This window comes from Erwinia sp. 9145 (assembly GCF_000745075.1).
Lineage (GTDB): Bacteria > Pseudomonadota > Gammaproteobacteria > Enterobacterales > Enterobacteriaceae > Erwinia > Erwinia oleae.
The window spans coordinates 1,418,326-1,431,589 of the sequence record NZ_JQNE01000001.1 but is presented as its reverse complement, the minus strand read 5'-3'; the positions used below and the strand labels follow the sequence as shown (position 1 = coordinate 1,431,589).

16 protein-coding genes and 3 tRNA genes are annotated in these 13,264 nt (G+C 57.3%); 5 read left to right on the top strand and 14 right to left on the bottom strand.

The window, feature by feature from the left end; genetic code table 11:
• The 10 genes from FA91_RS07050 to FA91_RS07005 form a co-directional block, all read right to left on the bottom strand.
• The gene (locus tag FA91_RS07050) at positions 1-564 is read right to left on the bottom strand and encodes a hypothetical protein (protein WP_231566750.1); all 564 of its coding nucleotides are present in this window, start codon (positions 562-564) and stop codon (positions 1-3) included.
• 5 nt (positions 565-569) lie between these two features.
• A complete protein-coding gene (locus FA91_RS07045) occupies positions 570-818 on the bottom strand; it encodes an acyl carrier protein (protein WP_034913981.1) in 249 nt (82 codons plus the stop codon).
• Between the two features lie 22 nt (positions 819-840).
• A complete protein-coding gene (locus FA91_RS07040) occupies positions 841-1,110 on the bottom strand; it encodes a phosphopantetheine-binding protein (RefSeq protein WP_034913978.1) in 270 nt (89 codons plus the stop codon).
• A 15-nt stretch (positions 1,111-1,125) separates the two neighbouring features.
• Positions 1,126-1,911: a lysophospholipid acyltransferase family protein gene (locus FA91_RS07035; protein WP_034913975.1), complete on the bottom strand. Its 786-nt coding sequence runs from the start codon at positions 1,909-1,911 to the stop codon at positions 1,126-1,128.
• Positions 1,904-2,629, bottom strand: coding sequence for a beta-ketoacyl synthase chain length factor (locus FA91_RS07030; RefSeq protein WP_034913973.1), 726 nt, complete (start codon positions 2,627-2,629; stop codon positions 1,904-1,906). Before FA91_RS07030 ends, FA91_RS07035 begins: the two co-directional genes overlap by 8 nt.
• A 192-nt stretch (positions 2,630-2,821) precedes the next feature.
• A complete protein-coding gene (locus tag FA91_RS07025) occupies positions 2,822-3,202 on the bottom strand; it encodes a lipoprotein (protein WP_034913971.1) in 381 nt (126 codons plus the stop codon).
• Between the two features lie 129 nt (positions 3,203-3,331).
• Positions 3,332-4,711, bottom strand: a complete 1,380-nt coding sequence (locus FA91_RS07020; RefSeq protein ID WP_034913969.1) for an efflux transporter outer membrane subunit — start codon at positions 4,709-4,711, stop codon at positions 3,332-3,334.
• Positions 4,711-5,805 carry an HlyD family secretion protein gene (locus tag FA91_RS07015; protein WP_034913966.1) on the bottom strand — a complete coding sequence of 365 codons (1,095 nt, stop codon included), beginning with the start codon at positions 5,803-5,805 and terminating at the stop codon, positions 4,711-4,713. Before FA91_RS07015 ends, FA91_RS07020 begins: the two co-directional genes overlap by 1 nt.
• Positions 5,802-7,502 carry an MFS transporter gene (locus FA91_RS07010; protein WP_034913963.1) on the bottom strand — a complete coding sequence of 567 codons (1,701 nt, stop codon included), beginning with the start codon at positions 7,500-7,502 and terminating at the stop codon, positions 5,802-5,804. The genes FA91_RS07015 and FA91_RS07010 overlap by 4 nt, the downstream gene beginning before the upstream one ends.
• 1 nt (position 7,503) lies before the next feature.
• Positions 7,504-7,935, bottom strand: coding sequence for a MarR family transcriptional regulator (locus tag FA91_RS07005; protein WP_034913960.1), 432 nt, complete (start codon positions 7,933-7,935; stop codon positions 7,504-7,506).
• Between the two features lie 237 nt (positions 7,936-8,172).
• Here FA91_RS07005 and FA91_RS07000 point away from each other — a divergent pair, with 237 nt between their 5' ends.
• On the top strand, positions 8,173-9,003 hold the full coding sequence (locus FA91_RS07000; RefSeq protein WP_034913958.1) for an AraC family transcriptional regulator: 831 nt from the start codon (positions 8,173-8,175) through the stop codon (positions 9,001-9,003).
• Between the two features lie 51 nt (positions 9,004-9,054).
• A complete protein-coding gene (locus tag FA91_RS06995) occupies positions 9,055-9,462 on the top strand; it encodes a DUF2000 domain-containing protein (protein WP_034913956.1) in 408 nt (135 codons plus the stop codon).
• A 6-nt stretch (positions 9,463-9,468) separates the two neighbouring features.
• Here FA91_RS06995 and FA91_RS21440 read toward each other — a convergent pair whose 3' ends face one another.
• Positions 9,469-9,594, bottom strand: coding sequence for a hypothetical protein (locus FA91_RS21440; protein ID WP_255350081.1), 126 nt, complete (start codon positions 9,592-9,594; stop codon positions 9,469-9,471).
• Positions 9,595-9,704: 110 nt separating this feature from the next.
• Between FA91_RS21440 and FA91_RS06990 the strand changes: the two genes are divergently transcribed.
• The 3 genes from FA91_RS06990 (at position 9,705) to FA91_RS06980 (ending at position 11,950) form a co-directional block, all read left to right on the top strand.
• Positions 9,705-10,247: a TetR/AcrR family transcriptional regulator gene (locus FA91_RS06990; RefSeq protein ID WP_034919050.1), complete on the top strand. Its 543-nt coding sequence runs from the start codon at positions 9,705-9,707 to the stop codon at positions 10,245-10,247.
• Positions 10,244-11,386 (top strand): MFS transporter, encoded by a 1,143-nt coding sequence (locus FA91_RS06985; protein ID WP_034913954.1) that lies wholly within the window; start codon positions 10,244-10,246, stop codon positions 11,384-11,386. The genes FA91_RS06990 and FA91_RS06985 overlap by 4 nt, the downstream gene beginning before the upstream one ends.
• Before the next feature lie 237 nt (positions 11,387-11,623).
• Positions 11,624-11,950, top strand: a complete 327-nt coding sequence (locus FA91_RS06980) for a hypothetical protein (protein ID WP_034913952.1) — start codon at positions 11,624-11,626, stop codon at positions 11,948-11,950.
• An 899-nt stretch (positions 11,951-12,849) separates the two neighbouring features.
• Here FA91_RS06980 and FA91_RS06975 read toward each other — a convergent pair.
• The 3 genes from FA91_RS06975 to FA91_RS06965 all read right to left on the bottom strand — a co-directional run bounded on the left by FA91_RS06975 (position 12,850) and on the right by FA91_RS06965 (position 13,137).
• Positions 12,850-12,936: transfer RNA gene (locus tag FA91_RS06975), tRNA-Leu, on the bottom strand.
• 11 nt (positions 12,937-12,947) lie between these two features.
• Positions 12,948-13,021: transfer RNA gene (locus tag FA91_RS06970), tRNA-Cys, on the bottom strand.
• A 40-nt stretch (positions 13,022-13,061) separates the two neighbouring features.
• Positions 13,062-13,137 (bottom strand) — tRNA-Gly (locus FA91_RS06965).
• Positions 13,138-13,264: the final 127 nt, after the last annotated feature.

Genomic DNA, 13,264 nt, shown 5'->3' with positions numbered 1-13,264 from the left:
TTATGCCCGCGCCCTGTGACGCTGGCGCAGCAGCCATTCTCCGGCCATCAGCGATCCCATCAGCAAATAACTGAACAGCCCGTTCCACCATGTCCACCAGCGAAGATCGTCTGCCAGGCAGGTCATCAACGCGACACCGCCGTTAACGATAAAAAACAGACACCATACCTGCGTCACGCGCCGCGTCCAGCGGATCGCCGCTGCCGGCAGCGCAGGCTCTTTCAGTCTGGCGATGCGCTCCACCAGCGGCATGTCGCTGAGCAATGACGCGGCGAAAAGCAGCAGCATCAGAGCGTTAACCACCACCGGATACCACATCAGCAGATGGCCTTTATTCAGCAACAGGCTGACAAGGCTCAGACCGGCGCCCGTAGCGGCAAGCCAGCGTCCCACCAGCGCCCTTTCTCCGGCGCGCCCGCGCAGCGCCAGCAGGCGCAAAAGAAAGAGCACGATCGCCAGCGGCAAAAGCCAGCGCCATGCGGGATGAGTGAGCGTGAACCAGACCAGCAGCGGCCAGGCGGCCATCAGCAGCGCATTCAGCAACGGCATCACAGGGTGCGCCACAGCGATCAGCCTTCGTGGATCAGCTGTTCGACGGCGTCGACCACGTCCTGCACGGTACGCACCGACTTAAAGATTTCAGGCCTGATTTTACGCCCGATGCGCTTTTGCAGATGAACCACCATATCAACGGCGTCGATGCTGTCCAGCTCGAGATCTTCATAAAGGCGGGACGTCGGCTTGATGTCACCGGCATCCAACTCAAACAGTTTCACCAGCAGATCGGTGATTTCCTGGTAAATTTCATTCTTATCCATAACTTACTCGCGATAGTGTGGTTCAGGCACCCGACGCCGGGCGCTGGGTCTGAATAAACGCCGCCAGCGACGCAACGGAGTAAAAATGCAGGCGCATCTCTTCGCTTTCGGCGGACAGTATCACACCGTAGCGATTTTTCACCGCCAGCCCCAGCTCCAGCGCATCAATTGAATCGAGCCCCAGCCCGTCGCCGAACAGCGGGGCGTTGCTGTCGATATCGTCCACCGACAGCTCTTCCAGATTGAGCGTGTCGATAATCATCTGTTTAATTTCAAGCGATAACTCTTCCATACCTGTTCCGATTCTTTATTGATGCTCTGGCGTAAGCGCATGCTGCAAAAAGTGGGTCAGACGACGCGCGGCCAGCGGCAGCGCCTCCTCGTTTCCCACGGTAAAAGGCACGCTGTCGATACGATCGCGGACGCTGACCGTGAACAGCGGTTTTGCCGCCGGCACCTGATACCAGCGGCTCTGTTTATCAAGAAATTTTTGCGTACAGCGAATATGCACAATACGCAAATCGCAGCGACTACGCACGGCGATATTGGCCGCGCCGCGCTGAAGCTTCAGCGCCTCGCCGTAGCGGGTGCGGGTGCCTTCGGGAAAAATCAAAATGGCATCGCCGTTATCCAGCCGTCTGCGACAGTCCGGCAGCAGCGTCTCCGCCTGGCTGTTCACCAGGTAATCGGCGGCGCGGATTACCCCGCAGACAAACGGATTGCGTTGCAGCTCCGCCTTGACCAGACAGTCCACGTCCGGCATGACCGAAGCCAGCAGCACGTAATCAATCAGCGTAGGGTGGTTTGCGACCACCAGACATCGCCGGTCGGTTTTAAGTTGTTCAGCGCCGTCAATACGATAATCCAGCACGCCCAGCGCGCGCGTGGTGCGTAAAAAACAGCGGAAGCTGAAGGAGATGCCGCGCCGCGCCAGACGTCGACGGCGATGCGGATCGCGCTGAACCAGCAACAGCACGTTAAAGCAGAGCGATAACAGCAGCCCGCCCAGCCCGAACAGCGTAAAGCAGACCAGGGTCATCAGCAGCCGCCAGCAGGCGTTGAGCCGTGCGGCAGATGCGCCTCTTTCATTCATAGCGACACGCCCACCGCCATATCAGCCGCTCGCCGTTAATCGTAAAAGCGGCAACGCGGGCCAGCCATGCATGCAGGAAGAGCAGACTTTGCGGCATAACGTCAGGCGCATTTACCGACGTCGCGCTCTGACAGCAGAGGTTATCGCCCTGCCCCAGCAGCAGCGCAACCGCATAAGGGCTGCGCATGGCGCCTGCGGGTAAATGCGGCTGATAGAATTCAGGGATGGCACCTTCAGAATCGACCAGAAGCACCTGTTGATATCCCGCCGAATGCAGTGCGGTGACCTCAACCAGCGCCTGCTGAAAGGTATCGGCGCCCGCCGAGAGCGACGTGCTCATTACCGGCGCGGCGGCGGCGATGGTCAGGCTGCCGACGGCGGAATTGTGCACCGACATGGCGAAATCCGTTGGCGAGAGGCTCTCCTGTCGTTGCAGCGCGGTCAGGATGCGCAGGTTTCGCTCAAGCTCTCCGTGACGGCTGCTGAACACCACGGCGTCGACGCGCTGGCGCTGCATGATCGCCAGGCCGCTGTCGACGGCAGCGCGACTGCCGCCGGTCAGGCGACGCGCCGTCATCATTGGCAGGTAGCGCGCCTTCCCCATCGGCAGCGATGCATCCATCTGCAACGGTCGCGACGCCCACTGCTGCCAGTCGGTTGTTTCGCTGAGCCCTGGCGCGCTGGCCTGCCAGTCGAGAAGTGTAAAAGCTAATTTCATACGTCGATCTTCTTCAGAGAGCAAGCCGGGTTGGCTGCGTTCAGCGCTTCCCGTTTGACTCTGCTCCGGCGGCTGATAATACCGCCGCGATCAACGGTTCTCGCAGAGAGACAGCGTAAATACGTTGTCGGCGGGCCGACCCATATCTTTACATGCTGCCGCTCATTTTTATCCTGTATGGCGTTCGATCGTTTAATTCACGCCCTGCGATGCTAACCGCAGTTGAATATCCTGATCGAGATTAGCGATCCAGCGATTGTAGTTACGATGGATTTGGCCGTTTTCAGCCAGCAAATTCTGACTGCTGACATAGTCAATCGCGTACTGCCCGGTGCCATAGGTGACGCGAATATCGGCACGGTGACCGCGCTGCATCAGGTGGCCGTTAATCACGCCCGGCCCTGCGGGCTGCATCACCCACTGACGCGCCAGGCCAGCTTCTGTAACGGCTTTCTTAATCTGCTCGCCGCTGTACTTTGCAGAAACGGTTTCTTTCACGTTTTTAACCGGCTCGGTGCGCGCGCAGCCCGCCAGCGCCATTATTGCTACGGCGCAACATAATAAGCGTTTCATCAAATTTTCCCTGTATTCGGGCTGACGCCCGGGAAATGCGGCGCCCGATTTTGTTCATCGTGAAGGCGCGCATAATAGCACTCGATGCTAAAAAGACGAAAGAATAAAGCGCAGGCAAAAGGAAACAACTTAAGGATTTTTCCAGCCGCCGCCCAGCGCGCGATAGAGATCGATTTGTGCCTGAAGCAGGTTGTTTTTGAGCTGTACCAGGTTTAACTGCGTACTGAACAGCGTTCGCTGCGCGTCCAGCTCGTCCAGGTAGGAGGCATAACCGTTTTGATAACGATTGCGCGCAATGCGCAGCGCTTCGCTCACCACCTCTTCCTGTTTTTGCAGCTCAACCAGCTGCTCCTGATAGCGCGAAATCGCATCCAGATCGTTGTTCACCTCGCTGAAGGCGTTGCGCACGGTTTTTTCATAGCCATAAAGCGCCTGATTGCGCGACGCCATCGCCACGTCAACCTGCGCCGTCAGCGCCTCGCGGTTGAGTAAGGGCGCCAGCACGCTGCCGCCGATGCTCCACAGGCGGAACGGATTATCCAGTAGCTGATGCAGGCTGGAACTTTGCAGCGTGCCGCTGGCGGTAAGGTTGAGCGACGGCAGCAGCTTCGCGCGCGACGAGATCAGCGAGGCGTCGGCCGCCACCAGCGTTCTTTCGGCCTGGGCGATATCAGGACGGCGACGCAGCAGTTCCGACGGCAACAGTGAAGGCAGCGTCTGCGGCGCAACGCGGTCGAAACGGCGTGAACGGGCGATTTCACGTGGGTTCATGCCCGCCAGAATGCTGAGCGCGTTCTCCTGCTGAGCGATTTGATGTTTCAGCGCCGGGATCTGTCCTTTGGCGGTTTGATATTCTGATTCGGACTGCACCCATTCGAGCTTTGAGGTGTAGCCGGTTTCAAACTGGCGCTGCGCCAGACGCAGCGAGTCGGCTCGCGTGGCCAGCGTGGCTTCGGTGACGCGTAGCTGCTCATCCAGCGCCACCAGCGTCATGTAGCCCGATGCGACCGAACTGGCGACCGTCAGCTCCGCCGCCGCTGCTGCGGCCTGCTGAGCGGCCAGCGAGCTTTCTGCGGCAGTAATGCTGCTGCGTCTTGAGCCCCAGAGATCGACATCGTAATTGCTCTGTAACAGCCCCTGGAACACGGCGGTTTCGTAAGGCTGGCCCGTCGCTGAGGATAGCGAGCGCGAATGGGCGACGTTGACGCCCGCGTCGAGCGTGGGGAAATTATCGCCCTGCGCCGCGCGCAGTTCGGCACGGTACTGATCGACCCGTGAGCGGGCAGTGAGAATGTCCAGATTGTTACGCAGTGCCTGATCCACCAGTCGGTTTAAATCGGCGTCGCCAAACGCCCGCCACCAGCCCATTTCTACCGGTGCCGACGGCCCGACCTGGCCGCGCCACTGTGCCGGGATCGGCAGCGCCTGTGGCGCTTTCTCAACGTGGGTAGCGCAGCCGGCCAGCGTCGCGATGCAGAGAGCGCCTGATAAAAAATTGCGATAGCGCATCACTTCTTCTCCCGATTTTGCGGCTCTGCCGCCGTATCAATATTCACCTCCACCGACATGCCGGGCCGCAGGCGCGCCGCATTGTCGCTGGTGATGTTGATACGCACCGGAATGCGCTGGGCGATTTTAACGAAGTTGCCGGTGGCGTTGTCCGGCGAGATGGCGCTGAACTCTGAACCCGCCGCAGGCGAAATGTATTCGACGACGCCCTGATACTGTTCGCCATCCAGCGCATCTACCGTAAAGGTGACCGGCAGGCCGGGCCGGATACGCGCCATCTGCGTCTCTTTCATGTTGGCGACCACCCACAGCTGATCCGGCACCAGCGAGGTGAGACGTGTACCCGCCGTCACATAAGCGCCCTGCCGCACGGCGATCTGCCCCAGTTGGCCGTCGCGCGGCGCGATGATTTTGGTATTGTTGAGATCGATTTGCGCCAGTTCCAGCGAGGCCTGCGCGTTCGCGACGTCCGCCTCAAGTGAAGCCTGATTGACCACCGAGGTTTGCAGATCCTGACGTGAAACTTCCAGCGTGGCTTTCGCCTGCTGCACGTCGGCGTCGGTCTGGCTGTGGCTGGCGCGAGACGCGTCGCGCTCGCGGATCGACAGCGAACCGTCTGAGACAAGATTTTCCACGCGTTTCAGATCCAGGCCGCTTTTCACCGCCTGCGCTTTAGCATTATCAAGCGCGGCCTTGTTGCGCTCAATCACCGCCGCCGCGCTGCGTCGCTGCTGGATGTTGTTCGCCAGCGCGGCCTTTTTCATCGCCACTTGCGCCTGCGCCTGGTGAACGCGCTGTTTATAAATGCGATCGTCAATGGTCATCAGCACGTCGCCTTTGTGCACCGGCTGATAGTCCAGCGCATTGACCGCCGTCACATAGCCGCTAACCTGCGGGCTGATAAAGGTTATCTGGCCGCGCACGTAGGCGTTTTCAGTAGATTGCGTCTGGCTGGTGAACGGCGGCAGCTGCCACGCGTACAAAATGACCAGTACGCCAACAATGGCGATCCCTGCACCGAACGCGATCGATAAAATGCGCAGTTTGTTGGTCCGTTCGCGTTCTGAAATCTGGCTTTGCTCCTGCTGGCTCATTGTTTCTCCATACTGAGTGAAGTAGTCGTTTGTAGCATTGCACGCCGTTCCGCTTCCGCCTCGCGCTTTGCCTGCTGCCAGTTAAGGTAGCGCAGCCGCGAAAGACGCCATAAAACCCAAATCAGGGTCACAAAGGCCATGCCGGCGGTAAGCATATAGGTATCGTTCCAGGCCAGCACGTTGGCCTGTAAGGTTGCCGCCGTCTGAAGCTGTGCCGCGCCCTGTGCGCTGCGCAGCGTGCCGTCATCAAGAAAAGTAGCGTATAAGTTGGTGTACTGCGTCAGCCGCTCGGTGACAAACGGATTGAGGTATGAAAGCTGGTCGCCAAGCAGGCTGGAGTGATATTTTTCGCGCCAGACCTGAAAGGTGCCCAGCAGCGCCGAGCCCATCAGACCGCCCAGGTTCTGGCTCATGCCGAACAGCACCACCAGGCTCACCAGATTTTTCGGCTGCGTCACCACGCTGCCGATGTTCAGCAGCAGGGCGGGCGCAATAAAGAAAGTACTGCTGAAACCGAGCAGAAACTGGCTGAAGTACATGTTGTTGGCGCGCGTCAACGGGCTGGACTGCGAATCCATCAGCGACGCAATCATAATCAGCACCAGCGACACCACAATGGGCCAGCTGAGATGCTTAACGTTAATGGTCAGCGCGCTTACCACGATGCCGGTCGCCACGCCCGCCAGGATTGCCAGCGCCAGCCCCTGCATCTGATCGTTAAGCAGGCCGATCTGTTGCAGATAGCCAATCGCGCCGGTGTTCTGCTCCGCCAGGGTGACGCGCAGCATGATCATCACGATGCCAAAGCGAAAAATCGCCCCGGTACGCAGCCAGCGGGTGTTAATCAGCGGGTTGCTGCGGTTATGCTCCAGCACCACCGCAGCCACGATCAGTACCAGCCCCAGCGCCAGGCAGACGCCGAGCCACGGCGTACTCGTCCACCATTCGATGCGCCCCAGCGACAGCACGCCGCAGAGCAAGGCCATGCCCGGCGCCATCAGGAAAAAGGTCAGAAAGTCTTTTTTCTCAAAGACTTTAATGCGGTCGCCCGGCGGCAGCTTCAGCACCAGCACCGCGCCAAGACAGATCATCGCTAAACCCAGCTCAAACAGATAAAGCCCGCGCCACTGCTCAAGCTGAAGCAGCTCCGAGGAAAACAGACGCGCCAGCGGAATGGCCAGCTGCGAGGCGCACATACCGATGGTCAGCGCCTTCAGGCGATGCTTCGCCGGCCATGCCTGAATCTGATAGTAGATGCCGAGCGAGCTGAGCGCCGCTCCCACCATGCCATGCGCGGCACGCACCGCAATCGCTGAACTGAGATCGTTCACCAGCAGGTGAAAGAACGAGACCAGCACGTAAAGCACCAGAAAGGCCTCGGTGAATACGCGCAGGCCAAACTGCTGGCGAAACTTCACCAGCAGCAGGTTGATTGAGATGTTGCCCATGACGTAAACCGCGGGCAGCCAGGCGATTTCGTTGCTGTACGCGCCGAAAACGCCCTGAAGATTGGTCAGATTCGCGGTCACCAGCGCGTTGCTCAGCGCGCCGGTGATGGCGATCAGCAGGCCGATAATGCCAAAAGCGATGCGCCTGGGCGTCGGATGCAGCGGCGTCGAGGGCGAACCGGGCAACATGGGCTTCTCACCCGGCGCCCATTCGCGCGGTGCAAAGGGATCGGGCCTGTCTCCACGCATGCTATTTCGCCTCGGTCGCGGTCAACAGACGTTGTAGCACGCGCTGGGTGATCGCCAGTTCCTGGGGATGAATATCTGCCAGCAGCTCGCGTCGCAGACTGTCCGCTTCAATTTTTAACTTGTCGTAGAGCGCGTTACCCTGCGGAGTGACGTGCAGCAGCCGCTTACGACGGTCATCGCCCGGCTGAACCCGCACCACCAGCTCCTGCCTGACCAGGCGATCGATAAGCGGTACCACACTGGCATCCTCAAGCCCCAGCGCCTGCGCCAGCTCTTTCTGCGTTAAGGGGGTTTCCTGAACGGCAAGCGTGGCGACCGCCATCCAGCTACTCATGCTGAGACCGTTCTCCTTAACACGACGATCGATCGCCTGACGCCAGGCATGCGCGGTAAGGTGCAGCAGCCGGGAAAAATTGAGTTCGGAAGCATTCAAAATGTAGAGACCTGATAATTAGAACTCTAACGAAGTAGAGCCGCTGATTATAATCAATGTTAAGGGTAATTGTGAAGGTGGCGTCAGGCTCGTCGCGACAGCGCAGTCGCGCCTCCATTCCCGATTAAATCTAGCAGAACATCCACAGATTGCAGAGGCAAAGGCGCTTCATGGGTTGCTCATCACGGCGATTCCGGATTACCTTACGGGTTTAGCCCTGACGCGAGAACAGCACGAATGGATCAGCCCACCTGGCTGGAGCTTTCCAGAGATGCAGATATGCCGATTGAAGCCATCCGGGCGCATTTTACCGGACACGCTTACGATCCGCACTGGCACGACAGCTATCTGATTGGTGTCACCGAACAGGGCGTGCAGCAGTTCCACTCACGCCGCAAACAGCACCGCAGCCGCCCCGGCACCGTGTTTATGCTGGAGCCTGGCGAACTGCATGACGGCGACGCGATCGATGAGCAGGGCTTTACCTATCGTATGCTCTATCTCGATCCCGCTTTCGTTCGCCAGCAGCTTCTCGATCAGTTCACTGACGCGCCGCAAAGCGTTGAGCTGCTGTTTGCCCGCACGCTTTCCGGCGATGTCGGGCTTGCCCGCGCCACGTTCGACGCGTTTCAAATGCTCCACGACGGGGAAGGAAAAATGGTCAGAGAGGCCGCGCTGGGGCAACTTTTTTCCGCGCTGACGCGCCATTCGTACTGGCGGAAACCGCAACGGATTTATCATGACAACCCTCTGGCGCATCAGGCGCGGGCCTTTATGCAGGATCGCCTTGCCGACAACATCGGGCTGAGCGATATGGCGGTCGCGTTGGGGGTCGATCGCTTTCGACTTTCGCGCGAATTTCAGGCCGCGTTTGGTCTGCCGCCTCACGCATGGCTTATCCAGCTGCGGTTAACCCATGCGCGTCGCCTGTTGGCTGCGGGCATTGCGCCCGCCGACGTGGCCGCACGGTCAGGTTTCGCCGACCAAAGTCATCTGGGGCGCTGGTTTCGACGCGCTTATCAACTGACGCCAGCCCGCTACCAACGCTGCACAAATCTTCCAGACTGAAGCGACATGCAACGCTACCCTGCACTTTTCACCTGCATGGAGAAGAGTCAGATGAGCGATTTACGCTGTGTTGTCATCCTTAATTCAGATTTGCCCGCCGGTAAGGCCGCCAACGCGGCAGCGGTGATTTCATTGACGTTGGGTCAGCGTCATCCGCATTTTGTTGGCCCGGAACTGGTCGACGGCAATGGTTCTGTCTGGCCAGGACTGATCCCGGTCGGCATTCCGGTGTTAACTGCCAGCAATGACCAGCTACGATCGCTGGTTGAGGCGTGCCGCGAACGACAGTTTGACGTGATTTTGTTTCCTGTTGAAGGACAGATGACCGTCGACTACGCGGCGTTCAGTCAGGCGGTCAGTGAGATCCCCGAGGCGCAACTGCATCATCTGGGCATCGGTATTACCGGTGAAAAAAAAGCGCTGCGCAAGCTGACGGCGAAGCTGAAGCTGTTCGGTTAATTCCGGTTATCTGCACTGGCCGGTAACGCTGTCGATACCATTCGGGCAGACGTCGCTGGACGGAATAAACGCCCCCATTCCGGAGCAGCCGGAAACAATCAGGCAGGCCAGTAAAACCATTAGCGTCTTCATATTTACTTCCCACGATGACTGAGTGAGGTGAAAGATAGACGTTAATGTCTTTTAAAACCACTCTTAACAACAAACTTGCCAAAGTAAAACGATCGGTTTACTTTTTAAGGATGAATAAAAAACATGACATCATCCGGGCCGCCGAGCGGCTGTTTTATACCAACGGCTTCCACGCCACCAGCACCGACAGGATTTGCAGCGAAGCGAAGGTCTCCACCCGCACGCTCTATCGCTACTTCCCCTCGCGGGAAGCGCTGACCGAAGCGGTAATGGACGAGCGTAAAGCCCGTTTCTTTGCGGCGCTGCACGCGCCCGACCACCCGAAGGCTATCCCTCATCTCTTTACCACCTTCGACCAGTGGATGCAGGAGCACGGTGCGCTGGGGTGCTTTTTTCTGAAAGTGTGGGGCGAATATGCGCAGCAGGATCTGCGGCTGTCGGCGCTGGCGCTCGATTATCGCTACGCCATGCGTGACTACATCGCAGCCTGCGTCTCTCATGCCTGCGGCGAACCAAACGGCGCCCTCGCCGATGCCGTGTGGATTCTGTTTGAAGGCGCGATTACCTCTGCGTTACTTATTGGCGCAGAGGCAGCCAGCCGCGCCGGTGAAGCCGCGAGCCTGCTTATCGCTGCAAATAAGAGGTGCCTGTGAGAGCGTCCGCCGCGCTCGGCGTGACCGGTTTCTCACTGATTGCCGTCACCTATGGCATGGCCAGATTTTCCTGGGGATTGATGCTGCCAGAGGTTGCCCACGATATTCCTTTCAGTTCCCGGCTGGCTGGCGTGCTAACGGCCTGTAGTTTTGCGGCCTATTGTGTTTCCATCATTGCGGCATCACTGCTGGCGCAGCGCATCGGCCCGCGATTGCCGGCCATCATCGCCGCGCTTTGTGCCGCGGTTGGTCTGCTGCTGCTGGCCTTATCCTCTTCCCCATTGATGCTGGCGAACGGACTGTTTATCGCAGGTCTGAGTGCCGGGCTTGCCTCGCCAGCGCTGGCCGATGCGGTAAGCCTGATGATCGATATAAAACGGCAGCCGCAGGTGAACACCATTATCAACGCCGGCACCAGCGCCGGGATTATTTTCTCGGTGCCGATACTTCTGTTTATGCCCGGCGGCTGGCGCGCAGCCTGCCTTCTCTTCGCTGTTATCGCACTGATCTGTGTTATCCCCACGCTGCGCTATCTGCCTGCCGGGCGCCCGGCACGCGGCAATGAGAAAGTGAGCTGGCGGGCAACGCTGCTGCAAAAATCCATTGCGCGGCTGGGGACAACTGCTTTTATCAGCGGCATGGCCAGTGCGGCCTGGTGGAGTTTCGGCCCGGATGTGCTGCGCCAGCATATCAACGTTAACGATACGCTCACCAGCGCGCTATGGCTGGTAAGCGGCGGCGCGGGCATTGTCGGCGCGCTAACCGGGCCCGTCGCGGCGCGTACCGGCCTGATACAGATTTACCGGCTTTCTCAACTGTGTATGGCAGCGCCACTGTTACTCCTTGCGCTGAGCCATCACTTCTCCTGGTGGCTGTTTCCTGCCGTTGCGTTATGCGGGGCCGGCTATGTCACCCTGTCAGGCGTCCTGTTGGTTTGCGGCGCGTCCGCCACCGCAAATGCGCCCGCGGCTGGCGTCGCTACCGCTTTCTTTATGCTGGCAGCGGGACAAATCGCGGGTTCGGTGATTTTTGGCGTGATCTATGACGCCGCAGGCGCAGGTGCGGCGTTGATGATGTTTTCGGCGCTTCCGCTGCTGATGACGTTTTTCCCGCCGGGCATCGGCGGGCATTCGCGCTGACAGCCATTTCTGCCTCAGGAGATTATTAAAGGCGAAAACCGACAGGATGATTTACTTCACAAATTTTTTAGTCTGTGGGGAATATAAAAGCAGCGAATTGCGAGCCCGCTCGCAACGGGTTATTTTTGCGAGGTTTTAACCGGAAAACCTCGTAAAAACGCTATTGCACACCGCGATGTGTTGAGGTATGAATTGTCAGAGAGCCGGAGGGCTCCTGGAACAAAATAGGGATATACGATGAAAAGATTATCGCGTTTCAGCGCGCTCACCACTCTCTTTGGCAACGGCTCTCGCTATATAGTGCAATACGTCTGGCGGAGGGTAAAAGAGTTGATCAATTCACTTTTCCACAGTGAACATCCCCAGCATAAAAAACATCGCAACTTTATTACAGCCATGCTGAGCTTATACACATTCCAGCAAATAGTAGCTGTAAGTAGTGTTAAAACATCGAATTTAATTTGTTACCCTACTGATTTTATTATTCTTTTCTTCATGTTGATTGGCATTTTATCGTTCTACCGCGGGGTGTTTCGCTTTATTGACTGGTATAACGGTAACTGATATTCAAAAAGGGTCAACCCGCAGGCCCTTTTACCCACAAGCACTTATTATAGCCAGTCCGGCTCATCTTCTCTGCGCATGCAACCTGACGCTTTTGCCAGTCGGACACCCATTACGTGCTTAATCGTGGCTGAGCGCTTCTCAGGCATATCTATTACGCTATATCACTGTATGCTGGGTGTTCTCATCTCTGATGAGCTGAGATTTTGGATTACCCTTGTAAATTATTTCCCGTGTAACGCGGGATTTTTTAGAGATGAATTGAATTCTGAACATGTCAGATGCTCCTACCATCTGGCAAGTGAGAAGAAGCCCGCCCTGGTGGTGGGCTTTTTTTCGTCTGTGGCAGGTATAATTGCAAAAAAACCTGAAAATACGCGGGCAGAATCGGCTTACCGCCCGTTTTTTTTCGGCGGAAAGGCAAATTCAGACTATGTCGTTTCAAATTTTTCACTATTACATAATTCTTACACTCTGATTTTGCATGGCCGACTACACTACTTCTCCTACGCGCACTGATGAATGCGCGTGAGTGTAGTGTTAAGCACAATAATTTTGCCGGCCGTACCGGCCGGTTTTTTTGTGCACCAAACTCAAGTATTTAATTTTGCAGGCCGATAACATCATTACCTGAGGTCGTATTTTCAGGATAATACTAAGAATACACACAGCACTTTTTCTGCTCAGCCCGCACATTGCGGGCTTTTTTTTTGCCTTCATGCGTCTGATAAGCGGATGAGCGCGGCACGCGGCCAGGGCGAAATCACCCTCGTGCCTGTTGCAGGTGGTCAGAAAAAGAACGGATAATATCAGGAAAGGTAGATTTCAGACGCAAAAAAACCGCCTTACGGCGGTATCAACATTGCTCATATTACTTTATTTTTATTGAATATTCGGCGTGGTGCCCGGGGCGGGACTTGAACCCGCACAGCCATAAAGCCGAGGGATTTTAAATCCCTTGTGTCTACCGATTTCACCACCCGGGCAGGGTATAAAGTGGAGGCGCGTCCCGGAGTCGAACCGAGGTTGACGGATTTGCAATCCGCTGCATGGCCACTCTGCCAACGCGCCGTAACTGCTTCGCTGCCAGGCAACGCCTGAGAGCCAAATCTGGAGCGGGAAACGAGACTCGAACTCGCGACCCCGACCTTGGCAAGGTCGTGCTCTACCAACTGAGCTATTCCCGCCTTTATCAACGAACCTGAATGAACAGAAGCTGCTGATTTACTTTATCTTCTGGCAAACACACTGCCTTTCGATGCGTTGCATTCTACTGACCTGGTCGAACGAGTCAATAAAATAATCCTCACTTTC